Annotated in this window: 14 protein-coding genes; 13 read left to right on the top strand and 1 reads right to left on the bottom strand. The window is 63.8% G+C overall.

Translation table 11 applies throughout. The annotated features are described in order from the left end of the window. Positions 1-33: 33 nt before the first annotated feature. Complete coding sequence (locus AAG813_RS08725) at positions 34-588, bottom strand: PAS and helix-turn-helix domain-containing protein (RefSeq protein ID WP_096699128.1); 555 nt, start codon at positions 586-588, stop codon at positions 34-36. Between the two features lie 113 nt (positions 589-701). Between AAG813_RS08725 and AAG813_RS08720 the strand changes: the two genes are divergently transcribed. The 13 genes from AAG813_RS08720 (at position 702) to AAG813_RS08660 (ending at position 16,072) form a co-directional block, all read left to right on the top strand. Continuing rightward, a complete protein-coding gene (locus AAG813_RS08720; protein WP_341913952.1) occupies positions 702-1,406 on the top strand; it encodes a CoA transferase subunit A in 705 nt (234 codons plus the stop codon). 11 nt (positions 1,407-1,417) lie between these two features. Next, the gene (locus AAG813_RS08715; RefSeq protein WP_293595499.1) at positions 1,418-2,056 is read left to right on the top strand and encodes a CoA transferase subunit B; all 639 of its coding nucleotides are present in this window, start codon (positions 1,418-1,420) and stop codon (positions 2,054-2,056) included. Positions 2,057-2,580: 524 nt separating this feature from the next. Then, positions 2,581-4,050, top strand: coding sequence for an AAA family ATPase (locus AAG813_RS08710; protein ID WP_341913947.1), 1,470 nt, complete (start codon positions 2,581-2,583; stop codon positions 4,048-4,050). After that, entirely contained in the window at positions 4,047-5,834 is a 1,788-nt protein-coding gene (gene mshL / locus AAG813_RS08705) for a pilus (MSHA type) biogenesis protein MshL (protein ID WP_341913945.1), read from the top strand. The genes AAG813_RS08710 and mshL overlap by 4 nt, the downstream gene beginning before the upstream one ends. A 491-nt stretch (positions 5,835-6,325) precedes the next feature. Next, positions 6,326-7,549, top strand: a complete 1,224-nt coding sequence (locus AAG813_RS08700; RefSeq protein WP_341913942.1) for a tetratricopeptide repeat protein — start codon at positions 6,326-6,328, stop codon at positions 7,547-7,549. Then, positions 7,546-9,261, top strand: a complete 1,716-nt coding sequence (locus tag AAG813_RS08695; protein WP_341913940.1) for a GspE/PulE family protein — start codon at positions 7,546-7,548, stop codon at positions 9,259-9,261. The genes AAG813_RS08700 and AAG813_RS08695 overlap by 4 nt, the downstream gene beginning before the upstream one ends. Then, entirely contained in the window at positions 9,261-10,463 is a 1,203-nt protein-coding gene (locus AAG813_RS08690; RefSeq protein ID WP_341913938.1) for a type II secretion system F family protein, read from the top strand. Before AAG813_RS08695 ends, AAG813_RS08690 begins: the two co-directional genes overlap by 1 nt. Before the next feature lie 2 nt (positions 10,464-10,465). Next, positions 10,466-12,043 carry a hypothetical protein gene (locus AAG813_RS08685; RefSeq protein WP_341913936.1) on the top strand — a complete coding sequence of 526 codons (1,578 nt, stop codon included), beginning with the start codon at positions 10,466-10,468 and terminating at the stop codon, positions 12,041-12,043. Beyond that, positions 12,040-12,672 carry a hypothetical protein gene (locus AAG813_RS08680; RefSeq protein WP_341913934.1) on the top strand — a complete coding sequence of 211 codons (633 nt, stop codon included), beginning with the start codon at positions 12,040-12,042 and terminating at the stop codon, positions 12,670-12,672. The genes AAG813_RS08685 and AAG813_RS08680 overlap by 4 nt, the downstream gene beginning before the upstream one ends. 14 nt (positions 12,673-12,686) lie before the next feature. Then, positions 12,687-13,232, top strand: a complete 546-nt coding sequence (locus tag AAG813_RS08675) for a hypothetical protein (RefSeq protein ID WP_341913932.1) — start codon at positions 12,687-12,689, stop codon at positions 13,230-13,232. Between the two features lie 21 nt (positions 13,233-13,253). Further along, a complete protein-coding gene (locus tag AAG813_RS08670) occupies positions 13,254-14,231 on the top strand; it encodes a prepilin-type N-terminal cleavage/methylation domain-containing protein (protein WP_341913930.1) in 978 nt (325 codons plus the stop codon). Between the two features lie 66 nt (positions 14,232-14,297). Then, complete coding sequence (locus AAG813_RS08665) at positions 14,298-14,915, top strand: response regulator (protein WP_341913928.1); 618 nt, start codon at positions 14,298-14,300, stop codon at positions 14,913-14,915. After that, entirely contained in the window at positions 14,912-16,072 is a 1,161-nt protein-coding gene (locus tag AAG813_RS08660; RefSeq protein WP_341913926.1) for a hypothetical protein, read from the top strand. Before AAG813_RS08665 ends, AAG813_RS08660 begins: the two co-directional genes overlap by 4 nt. The last annotated feature ends 56 nt before the right edge of the window (positions 16,073-16,128 follow it).

Here is a 16,128-nt window from a genome sequence, read left to right as displayed (position 1 = left end):
GCGGGAGTTGCTATCAATAGAGGAGCGTCTGACTCAACCCGCCATCAGCTTGTGCACCAGGTCAGCGGTCGTCGAGGCCTTGTACTTGCGCATCAGGCGGGCGCGGTAGATCTCCACCGTGCGGTGGCTGATGACCAGGGCGCGGCCGATTTCCTTGGACGTCAGGCCGTCCATCAGGTGCGCGGCCACTTCGCGTTCGCGCGCGGTGAGTTCGGCCTTGACGGGCCGGCGTGAACTGAGGTCCTCGAAGGTCCAGATGCCGGACTCGTGCGGCGCCGCCCGGTTCAGTGCGCGCCCCGTCACATGGCACCAGAAGGTCTCGCCCTTGAGGCGGCCGTCCACCCGTTTCATGATGCGGTCGTCGGCGTAGTGTCCCTTGGCATTGAGAATGGGCAGCATGCGCGCGCCTATGCGTTCATACTCGTCCGCGCTCGGATAGAGGATCTGGAAGGACTGGCCGGTGAGTTGCTCGCGCGTGGCCCCGAACATCTCGCACAGATGCTGGTTGCAGTCCACAATGGCCCGGTTGCGCGACAGCACCAGACCCACAGGAGCCATGTCGAATGCCAGGCGGTAATCAATGTCCATGGTGGTGCAGGTGAGCCGGGAGTGCGGGTTTGACTTTAGGGATAACTACGTATGTAGTTAGGTAGTATCGTAAGGCTTTTGAAGTTCGTGTTGAAGCTCTGCAGGAGATTTCTGTGAATAAAATTTTCCCCTCCGCTGATGAGGCCTTGAAGGGCGTCGTCAAGGACGGTCAGCTGATGGCTGTCGGTGGTTTTGGCCTGTGCGGCATTCCCGAGGCCCTGATCGAAGCGCTGAAAGCCAGCCAGGTCAAAAACCTCACCGTGATCTCCAACAATGCCGGTGTCGATGGCTTCGGCCTGGGCAAGCTGCTCGAGACCCGGCAGATCAAAAAGATGATTTCCAGCTATGTCGGCGAGAACAAGGAGTTCGAGCGCCAGTACCTGGCCGGCGAGCTGGAGCTGGAGTTCACACCGCAGGGCACGCTGGCCGAGAAGCTGCGCGCGGGCGGCGCCGGCATCCCGGCGTTTTTCACGAAGACCGGTGTCGGCACCCTCGTCGCCGAAGGCAAGGAACTGCGCGAATTCGATGGTGAAACCTATCTCATGGAGCGCTCGCTGGTGCCTGATGTGGCGCTGGTCAAGGCCGACATCGCCGACCGCTCGGGCAACCTGCGCTTCAATCTGACGGCGCGCAACTTCAACCCGGCCGCTGCCATGGCGGGCAGGATCTGCATCGTGGAAGTGGAACGCATCGTCGCCACTGGCGAGCTGGCGCCCGACGACATCCACCTGCCCGGCATCTACGTGCACCGCATCGTGCACAACCCCACGCCCGAGAAGCGCATTGAAAAGCGCACCACCCGCGACCGTAAAGTTTGAGGAGCACGAACATGGCATGGACCCAGGACCAAATGGCCGCGCGCGCGGCGCAGGAACTCGAAGACGGTTTTTATGTGAACCTCGGTATCGGCATCCCGACGCTGGTGGCCAACTTCGTGCCCGACCACATCGAGGTGTGGCTCCAAAGCGAAAACGGCATGCTGGGCATTGGCCCCTTCCCGTATGAAGACGAGGTGGACGCCGACCTGATCAACGCCGGCAAGCAGACGGTGACCACCATCAAGGGTTCGTCGATTTTCGGCAGCCACGACAGCTTTGCCATGATTCGCGGCGGCAAGATCAACCTCAGCATCCTGGGGGCCATGCAGGTCAGCGAACACGGCGACCTGGCCAACTGGATGATTCCGGGCAAGATGATCAAGGGCATGGGCGGCGCGATGGATCTGGTGGCCGGCGTCAAGCGGGTCATCATCCTGATGGAGCATGTCGCGAAGAAGAAAGACGGCACGGAAGACCTGAAAATCCTCGAAAAATGCACCTTGCCCCTGACCGGGGTCGGTGTGGTGGACCGCATCATCACCGACCTGGCCGTGATGGATGTCACGCCGGAGGGCCTGAAAGTGGTTGAACTGGCACCCGGGGTGACCCTTGAGGCCCTGCAGGCCAAGACCGGCTGCAAGCTGCTCTAGGCAACCCTGCGTCGTCAGGCGCGTTCACGCTGCCTGACGACAACAACAAATTTCCCCACCCCCGCCCATTTTCCGGGGCTGGGCGCGCGCCGTCCGGGCAGACGGTGGCGCGTCACTGACTGGCGCCGGCCGGCCCGGCCGCCTGTCCCGCTCCAACCGCAAGAATTGGCGTCCTCGCGTCAGCCGCTCGGGCGCCCGGATGCCCTTTTCGTGAATGTGCACGGCCAAGGGTGGCCGTCCCGCGGCCACGCCCTTGATTCCCGGAAAGCAACAGTCGCTCCCTTTGGGGGTGTAACAAATTTTTGCATTTTCGGTTTCAAACGCATAATCCTTCTTACAAGCGCCCTTGGAAAACGACCATGCGCAACATGAGCATTCCTTAACAAGTATTTGAAAACATGAGTGTTCTTTACCTAGATCACTTCGGCTTGTCGACGGATCCTTTTCGAATTACACCCGACACAGGACTCTTCTTTACCGGAGGCCAGCGTGGCGACATCCTCGAAGGATTGATCGTCGCTTCCATGCATGACGAGGGAATCGTGAGCGTGGTGGGTGAAATCGGCATGGGCAAAACCATGCTAAGCCGCATGTTGCTGGAGCGGCTGCGGCCCTTGGCGTCGGACACGGTTTACCTGGCCAACCCGGTGTTTGACCGCGACGAAATTCTGGGCGCCATTGCGCGCGACCTGATGCCCGAGCCGCCGCAAGGCAACCGCGCCCACATGCTGGCGGCGCTGGAGTCCGTGCTCATCGAGCGTTACTCCCAGGGCCGGCGCGTGGTCGTTGTGATTGACGAGGCCCACAGCATGCCGGCGACCACGCTGGAGGAAATCCGCCTGCTGTCCAACCTGGAGACGACCCAGAACAAGCTGCTGAAAATTGTGCTGTTCGGCCAGCCCGAGCTGGACGAACTGCTGGCCGCGCCGCAACTCAGGCAGGTCAAGGACAGGATCAGCCACCGGTTTGAACTGCAGCCGCTCGATGCCCAGGACGCGTCGGCTTACTTGATGTTCCGCCTGCACAAGGCCGGATGGAAGGGGGGCGAGCTGTTTGATGCTGCCGCGCTGCGCCTGCTGGTTCAGGCCTCCGAAGGCCGTACTCGCAAGCTCAACATGCTGGCCGACAAGTCCCTGCTGGCCGCGTATGCGGAAGGCGTGCCGCAAGTGGGTATCGACCAGGTGCGCCGCGCGGTCGGCGACAGCCTGCCAACCACCAGGCGCGCCAGCCTGTTTGCTTCCACCACGGGCGGACACTCTGCAGGCCTGTGGCGCCGGTCTGCGCTGGCAGCTTTCGGGGTGCTGGTCGCCCTGGGCGTGGGGTATTTTCTGGGTGGTGGACGCGGACCGGACAGGAATGAGCGCGTGGCGATGACCCAGCCGGTGACGCCGCTGGTTGCCGAGGCGGCTTTGCGTCCGTCCGCCAGCCAGCCGCCGTCGCCATCACAGCCGGTCGCGGCCGCCCGCGTGGCGCAAGGTCCGGTCGTTTCCGCTGCAACACCAACACCAACACCAGCTGCCGCTGCTGTTGCCGCTGCCCCGTCCGGCAGTTCAGCCACCGGTGCAGTCCCTGCAGCCCCGCATTCGCCGTCGCCTGTTGCTGCCAAAGCGTCGCTCGCCGAGCCTGCGCTGGTGGCGAAGCTGAAGGACAACTCCCTGGCCGTTCGCATGCAGGCCACGGACGAGTTCATTGCCAGGCCCTCCAGCCAGGGGTTCACGGTTCAGCTGCTGTCCCAGCGCGCCCCGCGGGATGCCGAGCTGCTGGCGATGGCCAACGAAGTCCAGGCGGCGCTGGATGGCGCTGCGCAGTCCGCCGCGCCGGTGCTCGTCCACAACCGGCTCTACCAGCGCCAGCTCTCCCACGCCCTCTATGCAGGGCACTTCGACACTCGTGCGGACGCCCTGGCGTTCATTCAATCTGCTCCTGCTGCCATCAGGCGCTACAACCCGGTTGTGCGCAGCCTCGACGCCATCCGTAAGGAACCTGTCCCTTGAAAACCCTTTGCCCCGCCTGGAAGCCGGTCTTGCTGGCCGCGCTGGTGCTGGCAGGCTGTGCCACACCGCCGCCACCCATGTCCAGGGGACACCTGGTCGATGAGCCCGCCCCGGTTCCGCCGCTCGCCCAGGCTTCCAGCGAGGTCGTCAGCATTCCCCCGCTTTCGGCCGGCGCACCGCGTCTGCCCGCGCCCCGGGCGGTCAAACCTCAGGAAACCTACAGCGTGGTGGTCAGCAACGTCAACGTTCAGACCCTGCTGTTTGCATTGGCCCGCGATGCCAAATTGAACCTCGATATTCACCCGGGCATAACCGGCACCGTCACGCTCAATGCGCTGGACCAGACGATTTCCGAACTACTGGATCGCCTGGCACGACAGGTGGACATGCGGTACGAGCTGGACGGCAAAAACCTGTTCGTGTTGCCCGATGCGCCGTTTCTGCGGCTGTACAAGGCGGACTACCCCAACATCTCGCGCGATTCGGTCAGCAGCACCGGTTCCGAGTCGCAGGTCGCGACCACGGGGCAGGGCACCGCCTCGGGCACCGGCAACTCCTCGTCCGCGTCCATTCGCAACACGTCCAACAACCGGTTCTGGGTCACGCTCACGGAAAACCTCCGTGACCTGCTCCGGGAAACCGACAAGGTCATTGAAACCACGGCCGCCGCGCCTGCTGCGGTGCCCGCTGCGCCGGCACCTGCCACGTCCGTGGCCGGCGCGCTGGGCGCTGCCGCCCGAACCATCACCGGCACAGCTGCGCCCGCAGCGGCTCCCGCGCCGCAACCGCTGTATCGCGAGGCCGCCTCGGTGATCGCCAATCCGGAGACGGGCGTGATCAGCGTTCGCGCCACGGGCAAACAGCATGCACGTGTGCGCGAGTTTCTCGACCAGGTGGTGGGCAATGCCAGGCGCCAGGTGTTGATCGAGGCCACCATTGTGGAAGTCGGCCTTTCCAACGACTACCAGCAGGGCATCAACTGGTCGGTGATCCGCAACGCACTGAGCGTGGGCAACACCGCGCTTTCGTTCATCCAGGCGCCGGGGGGAGGGAGTGCCTTGCTGACCGGCAGCAATCCACCTTTTCTTGGCACCTTGGGTTTTGCGCGGACCGGACCCGGACGCTCGGACATTGCGGGCACGGTTCGCCTCCTCGAATCGTTCGGCAAGACCCGTGTGCTTTCCAGCCCCAAGGTCAGTGTCATGAACAACCAGGCTGCGCTGCTCAAGGTGGTGGACAACAAGGTGTATTTCACGATCTCGGTGACGCCGGGAACCCCAGGATCCCTTGGCGTAGCCCCCACCGCAGCGGTTTACACCACCACCATCAACACCGTGCCGGTGGGTTTTCTCATGAATGTGACGGCCCAGGTAGGTGATGACAGTGAAATCACGCTGAACCTGCGTCCGTCGGTGTCCCGGATCATGAGTTATGTCAATGATCCCAGTCCGGCGCTGGCGCTTGCCGGTGTCACCAACCGGATTCCTGAAATTCAGACACGCGAGTTCGAATCCATCATGAAGGTGCGGGACGGCGAGACCGCGGTGCTGGGTGGCCTGATGCAGGACGACCAGAACAACGCCACGGACCAGATTCCCGGCGTGGGCAATGTGCCGGTTGTCGGCGAACTGTTCAAGGTCCGCAGCAACCAGTCCAACAAAAGTGAACTGGTCATTTTCCTGCGTCCCACCATCCTGCGCGATTCGAGCATTGACGGCGACGCCTCCTTTATCCGTAGCCAGCTTTCCATCGGTACACCGGTGCCTGTGGGGCGCCGGCCATGAGCTTGTTGCTCGACGCGCTCCGCCGGGCAGAGGAGGACTCCCGCAAGCGCAAGCTGGACGCGTCTGCGACCGGCGCCGGCCCGGCACCCACGGTACCCGTGGGGCCGACGCCTGCGAACCCAGCGCAGGCGTCCGGTGCCGAGTTGACCTTGCAGGCGCAGACACCGCCTTTGGTACCGAGCATGGAGCCGACCGGCACTGGTGCGCAGACGTTCCTGGTGCCCCAGGCATCAGCGCCCGAGACGGATTTTCCGGACCTGACGCTGGTGTCGGAGGAGCCTGTCGCCGCGCCGTTGCCGCAAGCCGCGCCTCCAACCGTGACCGTGGCTCCCGATCCCCGGACTCCGATCCAGCCCTACGGACGTTATGCCCGGCCAACTGGCGCAGAAGCTGGCCAGTCTGCGGGTCCTGGCGCGGGGGGCTGGGCCGCCGCCCAAGTGGCTCGCGAACCGGTTCGCCCCTCAACGGGGCCTTTCGCCGGGCGAGCTACCGTGTCCCCAGCCCCCGACGCAGCGCCGATTGCTGCGGGGCCCCTGGACAGGGTCGCTCCGGTTTCGGGAACCACCCAACGCCAGGCGATCTCGGCAGCGAGCGCGATGGCGGGTGCCAGCACCCGGAAGGCGCCGAACAAGCCGCAGCGGCGGCAATGGCTGCTGGCCGCCGTGGCGCTGGTGGTGGCACTGCCCGTGGCCGCTTTTCTGCTGTTCGGGGATGCACTTTTCGGGTCGTCCAGCACACTGGCTGCGGGCAAACCCATCGTGCCAGTCGTCGCCCCGCAGGTCCCGGCGCCCGAAGCATCCCCGGCGCCCCCTGGCGAGCTTGCTGCAACCGGCAACGTGCCGGTGGCGACCGCTGAAACGAGGGGTGCGCCCAGCGCAGACAGGAGCGCCCCCGCCGCTGCACAGCCGGTTGCCGGCATGGTCCCGCCGCCCGCGTCAGGCGCGGCTCGCGGCCAGAGCCCCCCATCCTCGCGACCAGTGGCGGTGGTGTCTCGGCCCCGCGTGGTTGCGCAAAGCCCTGCGCGCAACACCGTCGCCAGGCAGGCGCCAGCCAGCGGCGACAGCCGCCAAGGGGCGGGTGTCGCCGCTGGCGAGCCGGGCGTGGCGTTGCGTCCCAACGTTGCCAGACCTGCCTCGCTCATGGACGCTGCCTATGCGGCTTACCAGGCGGGCAAGACCGCCGAGGCCACCCGGCTTTATCAGGAGGTTCTCCGGGCCGATCCGGCCCAGCGTGATGCCTGGCTCGGCCTGGCCGTCATTGCTCATGCCAGCAACCAGCGCGAACCGGCCATGGACGCCTACAAGCGCGTCTTGCGCCTGGAGCCGCAAAACGCCACCGCGCTGGCCGGCCTGAGCAGCCTGGTCACCAACGCGGGCGAACCCCAGCAGGAGTCCAGGCTGCGGGAAATGTTGGCCCGTTCCCCGCAGGAGGCCGACCTGAACAACGCCCTGGGCCTGGTCCTGTCCGGCGAAAAGCGCTGGTCCGAGGCGCAACCCCTGTTTTTCAAGGCCCATTCCGCTGCGCCCCAGGAGCCGCAATTTGCCTACAACCTGGCGGTCACGCTGGATCACCTGCGCAAGTCCGGCCTCGCGGCGCAGTACTACGAAACTGCGATCGGGCTGGCCCAGGGCCGTGCTTCGGGGTTTGACGAAAACAGCGCGCGCAGCCGGCTGGCCGCACTGAGGGCTAGCGCAGCTGCGGGGGCTTCCCGATGAACGCCAAACTCGACGTCTACAACCCGACGTCGTTCTACCTTGAGCTTGAGCGCAGCGGCCTGATCACCCACGACCAAGCCGAGATCGCCTGGACCGAGCGTGAAAAGCGCGGCGGCTCTTTCGGTGACATCCTGGTCAGCCTGGGCATGTTGTCTCTCGACGACCTCACGGCCATCATGGCGGCAGCCAGCGCGACGGAAGCCATCCGCCTCGACGACATGGTCCCCGACGACGGGGCGATCAAGCTCATCCCGAAAACGCTGGCACAGAACTACGATGTTTTCCCGGTTGGTTTTGACGACGAGAGCCGGCAGTTGACGGTGGCCATCAGCGACACCAATGACGTGGTGGCCATGGATCAGTGCCGCTCTGCGGTGCCTGCGGACATTTCACTGCGCTGGCGGCTGGCGTCCAAGGCGGACATCAAGGCCGCGATCGACCGTTTCTACGGTTACGTGCTCTCCATTGACGACATCCTCAAGGGACTGCGCACCGGCAAGATGGACGACAGCGCGCTGTCCATGCGCGGCGCGGAGGCGTTTGCGCATCCCATTGTCCGGCTCATCGATGCACTGCTGGCCGATGCTGTACTCGAAGGTGCTTCCGACATCCACTTCGAACCTGAAGAGGGTTTTCTGCGCATTCGCTACCGCATCGACGGCGTCATGCGCCAGGTGCGCGTGCTGCACAGGCAGTACTGGGCGGCGCTGTTGGTCAGGCTCAAGGTCCTGTCGGGCATGGACATTGCCGAGACACGGGCGCCGCAGGACGGACGTATTTCCATGGTCATCCGCGGGCACGACGTCGACTTTCGTGCGGCCGCACAGCCGACCATCCACGGCGAGAACTTCGTGCTGCGTGTGCTGGACCGGCGCAAGTCCATCGTGCCGATGGACAAGATGGGGCTGCCTGCCGACCGCATGAACACCTTGCGGCTGATGCTGGCGCGGCCCTACGGCATCATCCTTGTGACCGGGCCGACCGGCAGCGGCAAGACCACCACGCTGTACTCCATCCTCAACGAGATGAACACCGAGAGTGTCAACATCATGACGCTGGAGGACCCGGTCGAATACCCGATGGCGCGCATCCGCCAGGCGTCGGCCGCCGACAACCCCAAGATGGACTTTGCCAATGGCATCCGCTCCATGATGCGGCAGGATCCGGACATCATCCTGGTGGGCGAGATCCGCGACCATGAGACGGCAGAAATGGCTTTTCGTGCCGCCATGACGGGCCACCAGGTGTTTTCCACCCTGCACGCCAATTCGGCGGTGCTGGCCATTGCGCGGCTGCTGGACCTGGGCATTCCCGTGAGCGTGATGACCGGCAACCTGATCGGCATCGTCGCGCAGCGGCTGGTGCGCCTGCTGTGCCCCAAGTGCAAGGTGGCCTACGACGCCGGCGATGTGGAAAAGTCGCTGCTGGGCGTTGCACACCATCTACCGCTCAGCCTGTACCGCGCCGTGGGCTGCACCCATTGCAAAAACCAGGGCTACAAGGGTCGAACCAGCATCATGGAGTTGCTGCGTTTCGACATGGGACTGGACGACCTGCTGTCGCGCAACGCCCGCACACCCGAGCTGCTGGCCCACGCGCGCAGCAACGGTTTCACCACCATGGCCGAAGACGGGCTGGGCCGCGTGCTGGCAGGCACGACCTCGCTCGAAGAAGTGGCCCGCGTGGTGGACCTGACCCGGCTGGCCAACTGATGCTGGAGTTCAACTACCGCGCGATCACGGCCGAGGGCCGGACCATCTCGGGGCGCCAGTCCGCCACCAGCGAGTCGGACCTGGAAGCGCGTCTGGGCCGCATGCAGCTGGAGCTTCTGAAGGCCACGCCTGTGCGGGCCGCCACGTTGTTTGCGCGCAAGAAGCTGGAGAGCAAGGAACTCATCAACATCTTCATCCACATGCAGACGATGAGCCATGCGGGTGTGCCCCTGTTTGAATCGCTGATCGATTTGCGCGACTCTGCCGACACACCTACCGTGCGGCGGTTTATCTCGGACCTGGTGGACCGCATCGAGGGCGGTGCCAGCCTGTCGGAGGCGCTCGAGCAATCGCCTGCCGGCATCGACAAGGTCAACGTCAACCTGATCCGTACCGGCGAGGCCACGGGCAAGTTGCCGGAAGTGCTGGCCGAGCTTGTGGAAAGCCTGAAGTGGTCGGACGAGATTTCCGCGCAGACCAAAAAACTGCTGATGTACCCGGTGTTTGCCGGTACCGTGGTGCTGGGTGCCGTTGGTTTTCTGATGATCTACCTCGTTCCACAGTTGCTTGGCTTCATCAAGAATCTGGGCGGCACGGTGCCCATCCAGACGCGCGCGCTCGTGGCATTTTCCGGCTTTCTGGTGAATTACTGGTACACCATTCCCCTGGTGGTTGTTCTGGTGGCGGTCACGTGGATCACGGCCGTGCGCCTGTCGCCGGCGGCCCGGCTCTGGATAGACAGCGCCAAATTGCGGGCCCCCATCTTTGGCCCCATCCTCAAGAAAATCATCATGGCGCGTTTTGCCAAGTCCTTTGGGCTGATGTACAAAAGCGGCGTTTCGGTCCTCGACGCGCTCGGGTTCTGCCTGAGCCTTTCGGACAACGCCGCCTATCGAAAGGCCATCAGCGGTGCAGCGCTGAGCATTTCCCAGGGACAGAAGGTGTCGGATTCCTTCGCTGCAACCACCTTGTTCCCCGCGCTGGTCGTGCGCATGATCCGGGTCGGCGAAAGCACCGGCGGCCTGGACAAGGCGCTGGAAAACGTCAGCTATTTCTACACCCGGGAAGTCAACGATGCCATTGAAAAGCTGCAGGGGCTGATACAGCCGGTGCTTACGCTGGTGCTGGGCGGCATGATTGCCTGGATCATGTCGTCCGTGATGTTGCCGATTTACGATCTGATTTCCAAGGTCAAGTTTTAGGTATGTCTGAATTTGCCCTTGTCATCGCGCAGCAGTCGGTCCACCTGTACCGGTTGAGCGGGGCCAGCGCCGAACCTGTCGCAACGGCGGGCGCCGGGGACGACCCGCTCGCCTGGATCGCCGCCCACATGCCGCCGCGCGGCAACTGCTCGCTGGTTAGCGACATCATGGACGAGGCCTACATCCGCAACGTCTTGCCGCCGATCTGGCTGGCCGGCACCCGGCAGCAGCTGCTGCAGCGCCGGCTGTTGCAGCAGATGCGTGACAACCCGTACCGCGCTGCCGTGCTGGTGCCCTCCGGCTCATGGCGGCCGCCGACCCGCGTCAGCCTGATCGGTATGGGGCAAGGCGAGCGCATCGCGCAGTGGCTGGCTGCCCTCACAGCGCACCATATTCGCGTCAAGGGCTTGTGGCCGCTGGCGGCCCTGATCGCGCTGGAGGTCAAGCAGAAGTTGCCACGGCGGCCGCGCACCGATCCGCTGGTGCAAGGCCCACCAGTGCCGCCGGAGCCAGCCAGCCTGCGGCCCACGCTGGCCCTGGTGGCCACTCCTGCCGGGTTGCGGCAGGTGCTGGTTCGCGGCAAGACCCCCTTGTTTTCGCGGCTGGCGCTGAGTGTGGGCGAAGGCAGCCTGTCAGCGGCCTTTGTGCTGGCCGAGGCGCGCAGAACCGTCCAGTACCTGATTTCGCAGGAGTGGCTGGGCAGTGCCGACCAGCCGGTCGCCACGCAGATGTGGTTGCCGTTTGACGACCAGCAGGCACTTGCCGAAGTTGGTGCTGACCCTGCACTGGACGTGCAATTCATTGAAGGCGTGACCGACGCTTATGCCCGGCTGCTGCCGCGCCTCAAGTCGGCCTCTGCACAACTGCAATTTTTGCCGGACGAGTCACGCACGCAATGGCGCGCCGCGCAGATCTCCGCCGGTGCGAAGTACGGCGGCATCGCGGCTTTGGCCCTGGCCGTGTTGTGGTCGGCCGACTTGTTGTGGCTGTCATGGGGCAAGCGCAACCTGGCCCAGGAGCAACTGGCGCGCGCGGCAGTCATCAATCAGCAGGCCAGCCAGGAAGTCCTTCGCGCCAAGGGGGACCTGAGCCAGGCCGGCCTCGCGGTGGCGTCGGTCCAGGCCTGGCAGCAAACCCTCGCGTCGCAGCCCGACCAGATTGCCGGTCTTCAACATCTGGCCGGCGCATTGAAAGTTGCGCCCGGGGTGGAGGTGCAGAAGATCAGCTGGGCATTGCCACGTCTGCAGGTGCAGGCCGCCGGCGCGCCTCCCGCGGCGGTTCAACCTTTTGGCTGCCCCAAGGTGGTCGATGTCGCTGCAGCAGCGGCGGCGCCTGCTGCGGAACCTGCCAAGCCAGCCTTGGCCTTGCTGAGCTTTACGGCGACGCTTCCTCTGGCATTGACGCAGCGGCAGGCGCTGCAACTGCAGGATGGCTTGCTGGCCGGTTTGAATACCGGGGGCTGGTCTGCCTTTCTGCTCAAGTCCACAGTGACGCTGGACCCTGTGCAGGTCCAGACTGGCACGCTCGGCGAGGTGGGCGCACGGACGCTGGACCTGTGTCTGGAAAAGGTGGCGCCATGACGGACCTGCAAACCCCGCGCAGCGTCTGGCGTATGGCGGCCCGGCCGCTGGTGCTGGGTGCGGTCATGTGCGTCATCGCTGCGGCGCTGGCCGGCGGCGCAAGCTGGCTGGCTGGCAGCATTGCACAGGAGCAAAGCAAGGCCCAAGCTGTGCTGGCCGCCGCCAACCAGTCGCTAGCGAACACCCAGTCGGACCGGGTCAGGCTGGAGGAGAACCTGCAGATGTTTGGCAAGCTCCAGCAGTCGCGCTTTGCCCATACGCCCGACCGGCTCACCCTGCTCGAAGTGCTGGAGGCCGCTGCCCGCGACCTGCGCAAAAGTACCTTGGTGTGGGAACTGGGCGCGCAGGAAAAAATCAAACCCCTGAACGACGACAAGACCGGGGAAACGGTCGCCCACCTGGTACGGGTACCCATGAAGCTCGGTGTCAGCGGTGTCCATGAGGAAGAGTGGATGAGCCTGCTGGCGCGCCTGCAAGGCGGCAAAGCTGGTTATTACACGACCGACAACTGCGGTTACGACCAGAAAATATTCACCAATGCGGGCCGCTCGGTTCCAGCGGTCGATGTGCGTTGTGAGTTGTCGTGGTTGTACGTGGTGGCCGAAGGCGCGGCGCCCAAGGCGCCATGAAGGCGGAGCCCGTGATGAAACTCTTCTTGATGTCTGTCAAGACGCCAGGGTTCGGGGCCCGGGTGGTCGCGGTTGGCATGACAGCGTTCACGGCCTGTGCAGCCATGGCGCAGACAGCAGGGCCGGCGCTGACCGTGCCTGGCCTAAGCCCTATGTCCCGCGAACTTGGGACGCTGATCCTTTCGCCTGCTCAGCGCCGAAATCTTGAATCGGCACGCAATGCCGTCGGCAATGCAGACGGCGGCGTGCAGGTACTCCCAAAGGATGCATCAGGTGAAGCCGCCACGGGCTTGCCGGATACCCTGGTCGTCAGTGGCGTGGTGGTCCGTTCGGGCAACCGCAGCACGGTGTGGGTCAATGACCAGCCGCTGTATGGCCGTGCCGCAGCCAATCCTTTGCGCTCTTTGGCGGGGCAGGCGGGGGTGCTGCAGCCTGGGGGCCAGGACATGCAACTCAAAGCCAGACCGGGGCAGGTGATTGATGTGCCTTCCGGGCAGTCGGTGGATTTGTTGCCGCCGGGGTCAATCCGGATTATTCCGCCGAAAGTGATAGCGCGGTGATGCCAAAACCTGAGGAACGATATGACCAATGAAGCCAAGAAAATGATCCTGCGTTTACTCGAGTCTCGTATCCCCCTGAAAGCTGAGGGCCTGAGCCCCTCGCCAAAAATCCGCCAGCGCGGATTCAGTTTGATAGAGATTGCGTTGGTGCTGGTCATTGCAGGTCTTGCCCTCGGGGCGGGACTCGCTGCCTTGGGCCCGCAATTGATAAACAAAAGGTTTTCCGACACGCAACGCCAGTTGCAGGATGCGAGCGAAGCCATTGTCGCTTTTGCAATGGTCAACCGCCGCCTTCCCTGTCCTGCCACCTTGACAAGTAATGGCTTGGAAAGCTTTTGCACCAATGCGGCGGGGGGGTGTGGTGGCGCTGAAGTCGTCCCGCCCGCGACGTCTGCGGGTCAGGAGCGTGGTCGATGCTTCACAACAGCCAACCCGAATACGGCGAATGGGGGGTTCTTGCCGGCAGCGACGTTGGGCTTACCAGGCCAACGCGCAGTGGATGGCCTTGTTGTGGATTCTTGGGCGAGACCCTTGCGCTATGTGGTGCCCACTACAACGAACACGACGGTTAACAACGGCAGTGTCACGTTGTCCTTTTCTGTCCCCGTGGGTTCAACTCAGTGCGCCGGAGGTGCTTCTACCTGTTATCCATTCACGCACAGTGACGGAATTCGGAATGCCTACTACAACCCGACCATCGACACCGTCAGCGACATATTTATCTGCAACGCCTTGGGCAACCCCAATTGCGCCGGAGCCGGAGCTCGACAACTCGCGAATCCTGCCTTTCTGGTGTTTTCCACTGGCGCGAATCTCAATGCCGCTCCGCCAGCTCTAAGCGTGGACGAAGCGGCTAACACAGATAACAACCGGATTTTTGTTTTGCATGAACGTATCGAAGCAACTACACCGGTTAATCTGTACTTCGACGACTTGATCGCATGGGTCACTGGCGCCCAATTGACGCAACGTATGCAGGCGAACGGCGTATTGCCCTAAGGGACGGGGTTTCTGATTCGATGCGGCACTCTGGCTTCAACTGTTTTAAAAAATAGTACTTAAACCATGACAGATCGGCGCACTGTCCTTGTTGTGGAAGATGACCCCTCTCTGCGCGACTGGTGGTGCGGCTCGCTTGAAGACATGGGTTACAGCGTGCTTTCGGCGGGCTCTGCTGCTGAAGCGCTGGTGATTGCCCGGCAGGCGCAGGCGCCGTTTGACCTTGCCGTGCTCGACCTGGGCCTTCCACCGCATCCGAACGACCCCACGGAGGGGCTGGAGTTGCTGCGCCTGCTCATGCTGGAGCGGCCTTCGCTCAAGGCGATCGTGCTGACGGGCCAGGACGAACCCGCGGTGGCACTCACCGCCATCGGCCTGGGTGCGTTTGACTTTCTGAACAAACCCGCGAGCAGCCAGCGTGTGCGCGAGGCGTTGGCGCGCGCGGTGTTGTTTCTGCAGGCAGAAAAGCAGCTCAGCACCGATGGACAGGCGCGCATGACGCTGACCGCGCCGATCAGCGAAGGCGTCCGTGAGTTCGGCGAGGCGGCGCAGGAAAAACTGGTGCGGTCGGTGCTGGCCGAAAGCCAGTTCAATGTGGCGCAGGCCGCCCGCAAGCTGGGCTTGACCCGTGAGCATCTGTATTACTTCATGAAAAAGTTCGGCATTGAAAGAGTGGCGTCTTGATCGACCTCTACGATGCCGCGGTGGCCCTGGTGGTGGCCGGGCTGAGCATCGGTTTCACGATGCTGTGGCTGCGCCACCTAAGCCGCCTGCATCGTCGGCGCATGGGCCAGCTGCTGGCCTTGCGCGAGGCCTTGCATGATGACTTGCTGGGCACGCTGGTGCTGCACCAGCGCACGCTTGCGCAGCTGGGCTTGGTCAGCATGGACTGGCGGGGGAACTGGTATGGCTCGCCGGTGCTCACCCGCATGGGGCCGCCCATTCCGGCCATCGTGCATGGGGCGGCGCCCGATGGGGGGGGCCGGCGGCGGTTGGATGACCGCGTGCTTTGTCAGAGCTTTCAGTTTGACGATATTTCGCTGGACTTTCGCATCGGGCTCAAGGGCTTGCGCGGTGAGCGCCACCTGTTTGCCGTGCAGGCTGCCGAGGTGCTGTTTGCCATGCTTCAAGGGGCCTTTGCGGCCCGCCAGCTCGCGCTGGTGGCAGCGGTCAGCCAGCGTGCGCGGGTCGGTGTTTTTCTCCAGCACGACATGCGCAACCTGGCGCAATGGGTACAGCTGGTGGCAGAAGACTTTGCGGCGGCACAGGACGACCAGACGCTGATGGTCCGCGCGCGGCGGTTGCGCAGCAATGCCGCCTTGGCGGCCAACCGGGCAGAGCGCATGGCGAAGGCCTTGCTCAATCCCACCTGGCAGCCATCACTCTCAGCGCCGCTGACCTCGCGGGAACATCCCGAGGCTGCGCCCATGCTGGATCTGGATGAACACATCCGCCAGGCCGGAGAATTGCACCAGGTCGAGATCGAGCTCGAAGGCGGTGCATGGTTGCAGTGGGACGAGCAGGCGCTCGCGACAGTGCTCGACAATGTGCTGGGCAATGTGTCCACCTTGTCGCGCGAGCGCGTTCTGCCGGCACACTGCAGGGTACGGGTGATGGAAGAAGGACAGGACATCGTTGTTCATTTCGAAACACCGCAGCTGCCGCTGGAGATTCCGTTGGACAGACTTTTTGAGCCCTGGGCGACGTCCGGGACGGTTAACAAGGGTCTGGGCATGTACCAGGCGCGCAAACAGGCGCAGGCAGCGGGGGGGGAGCTTTTCGCTGAACCTCTTGGCGACGGCATCCGGGTGGTGCTGTCTATCCCCTGTAAAAAATCCTGACTCCCACATTCTTAAAACAAAAGATACATTTTCTTACCGGTGCAGTTCGCGCCGTC

The organism is Polaromonas sp. YR568, assembly GCF_943371715.1.
Taxonomy (GTDB): Bacteria; Pseudomonadota; Gammaproteobacteria; order Burkholderiales; family Burkholderiaceae_C; genus Polaromonas.
This window is presented reverse-complemented; position numbering and strand designations above follow the sequence as displayed.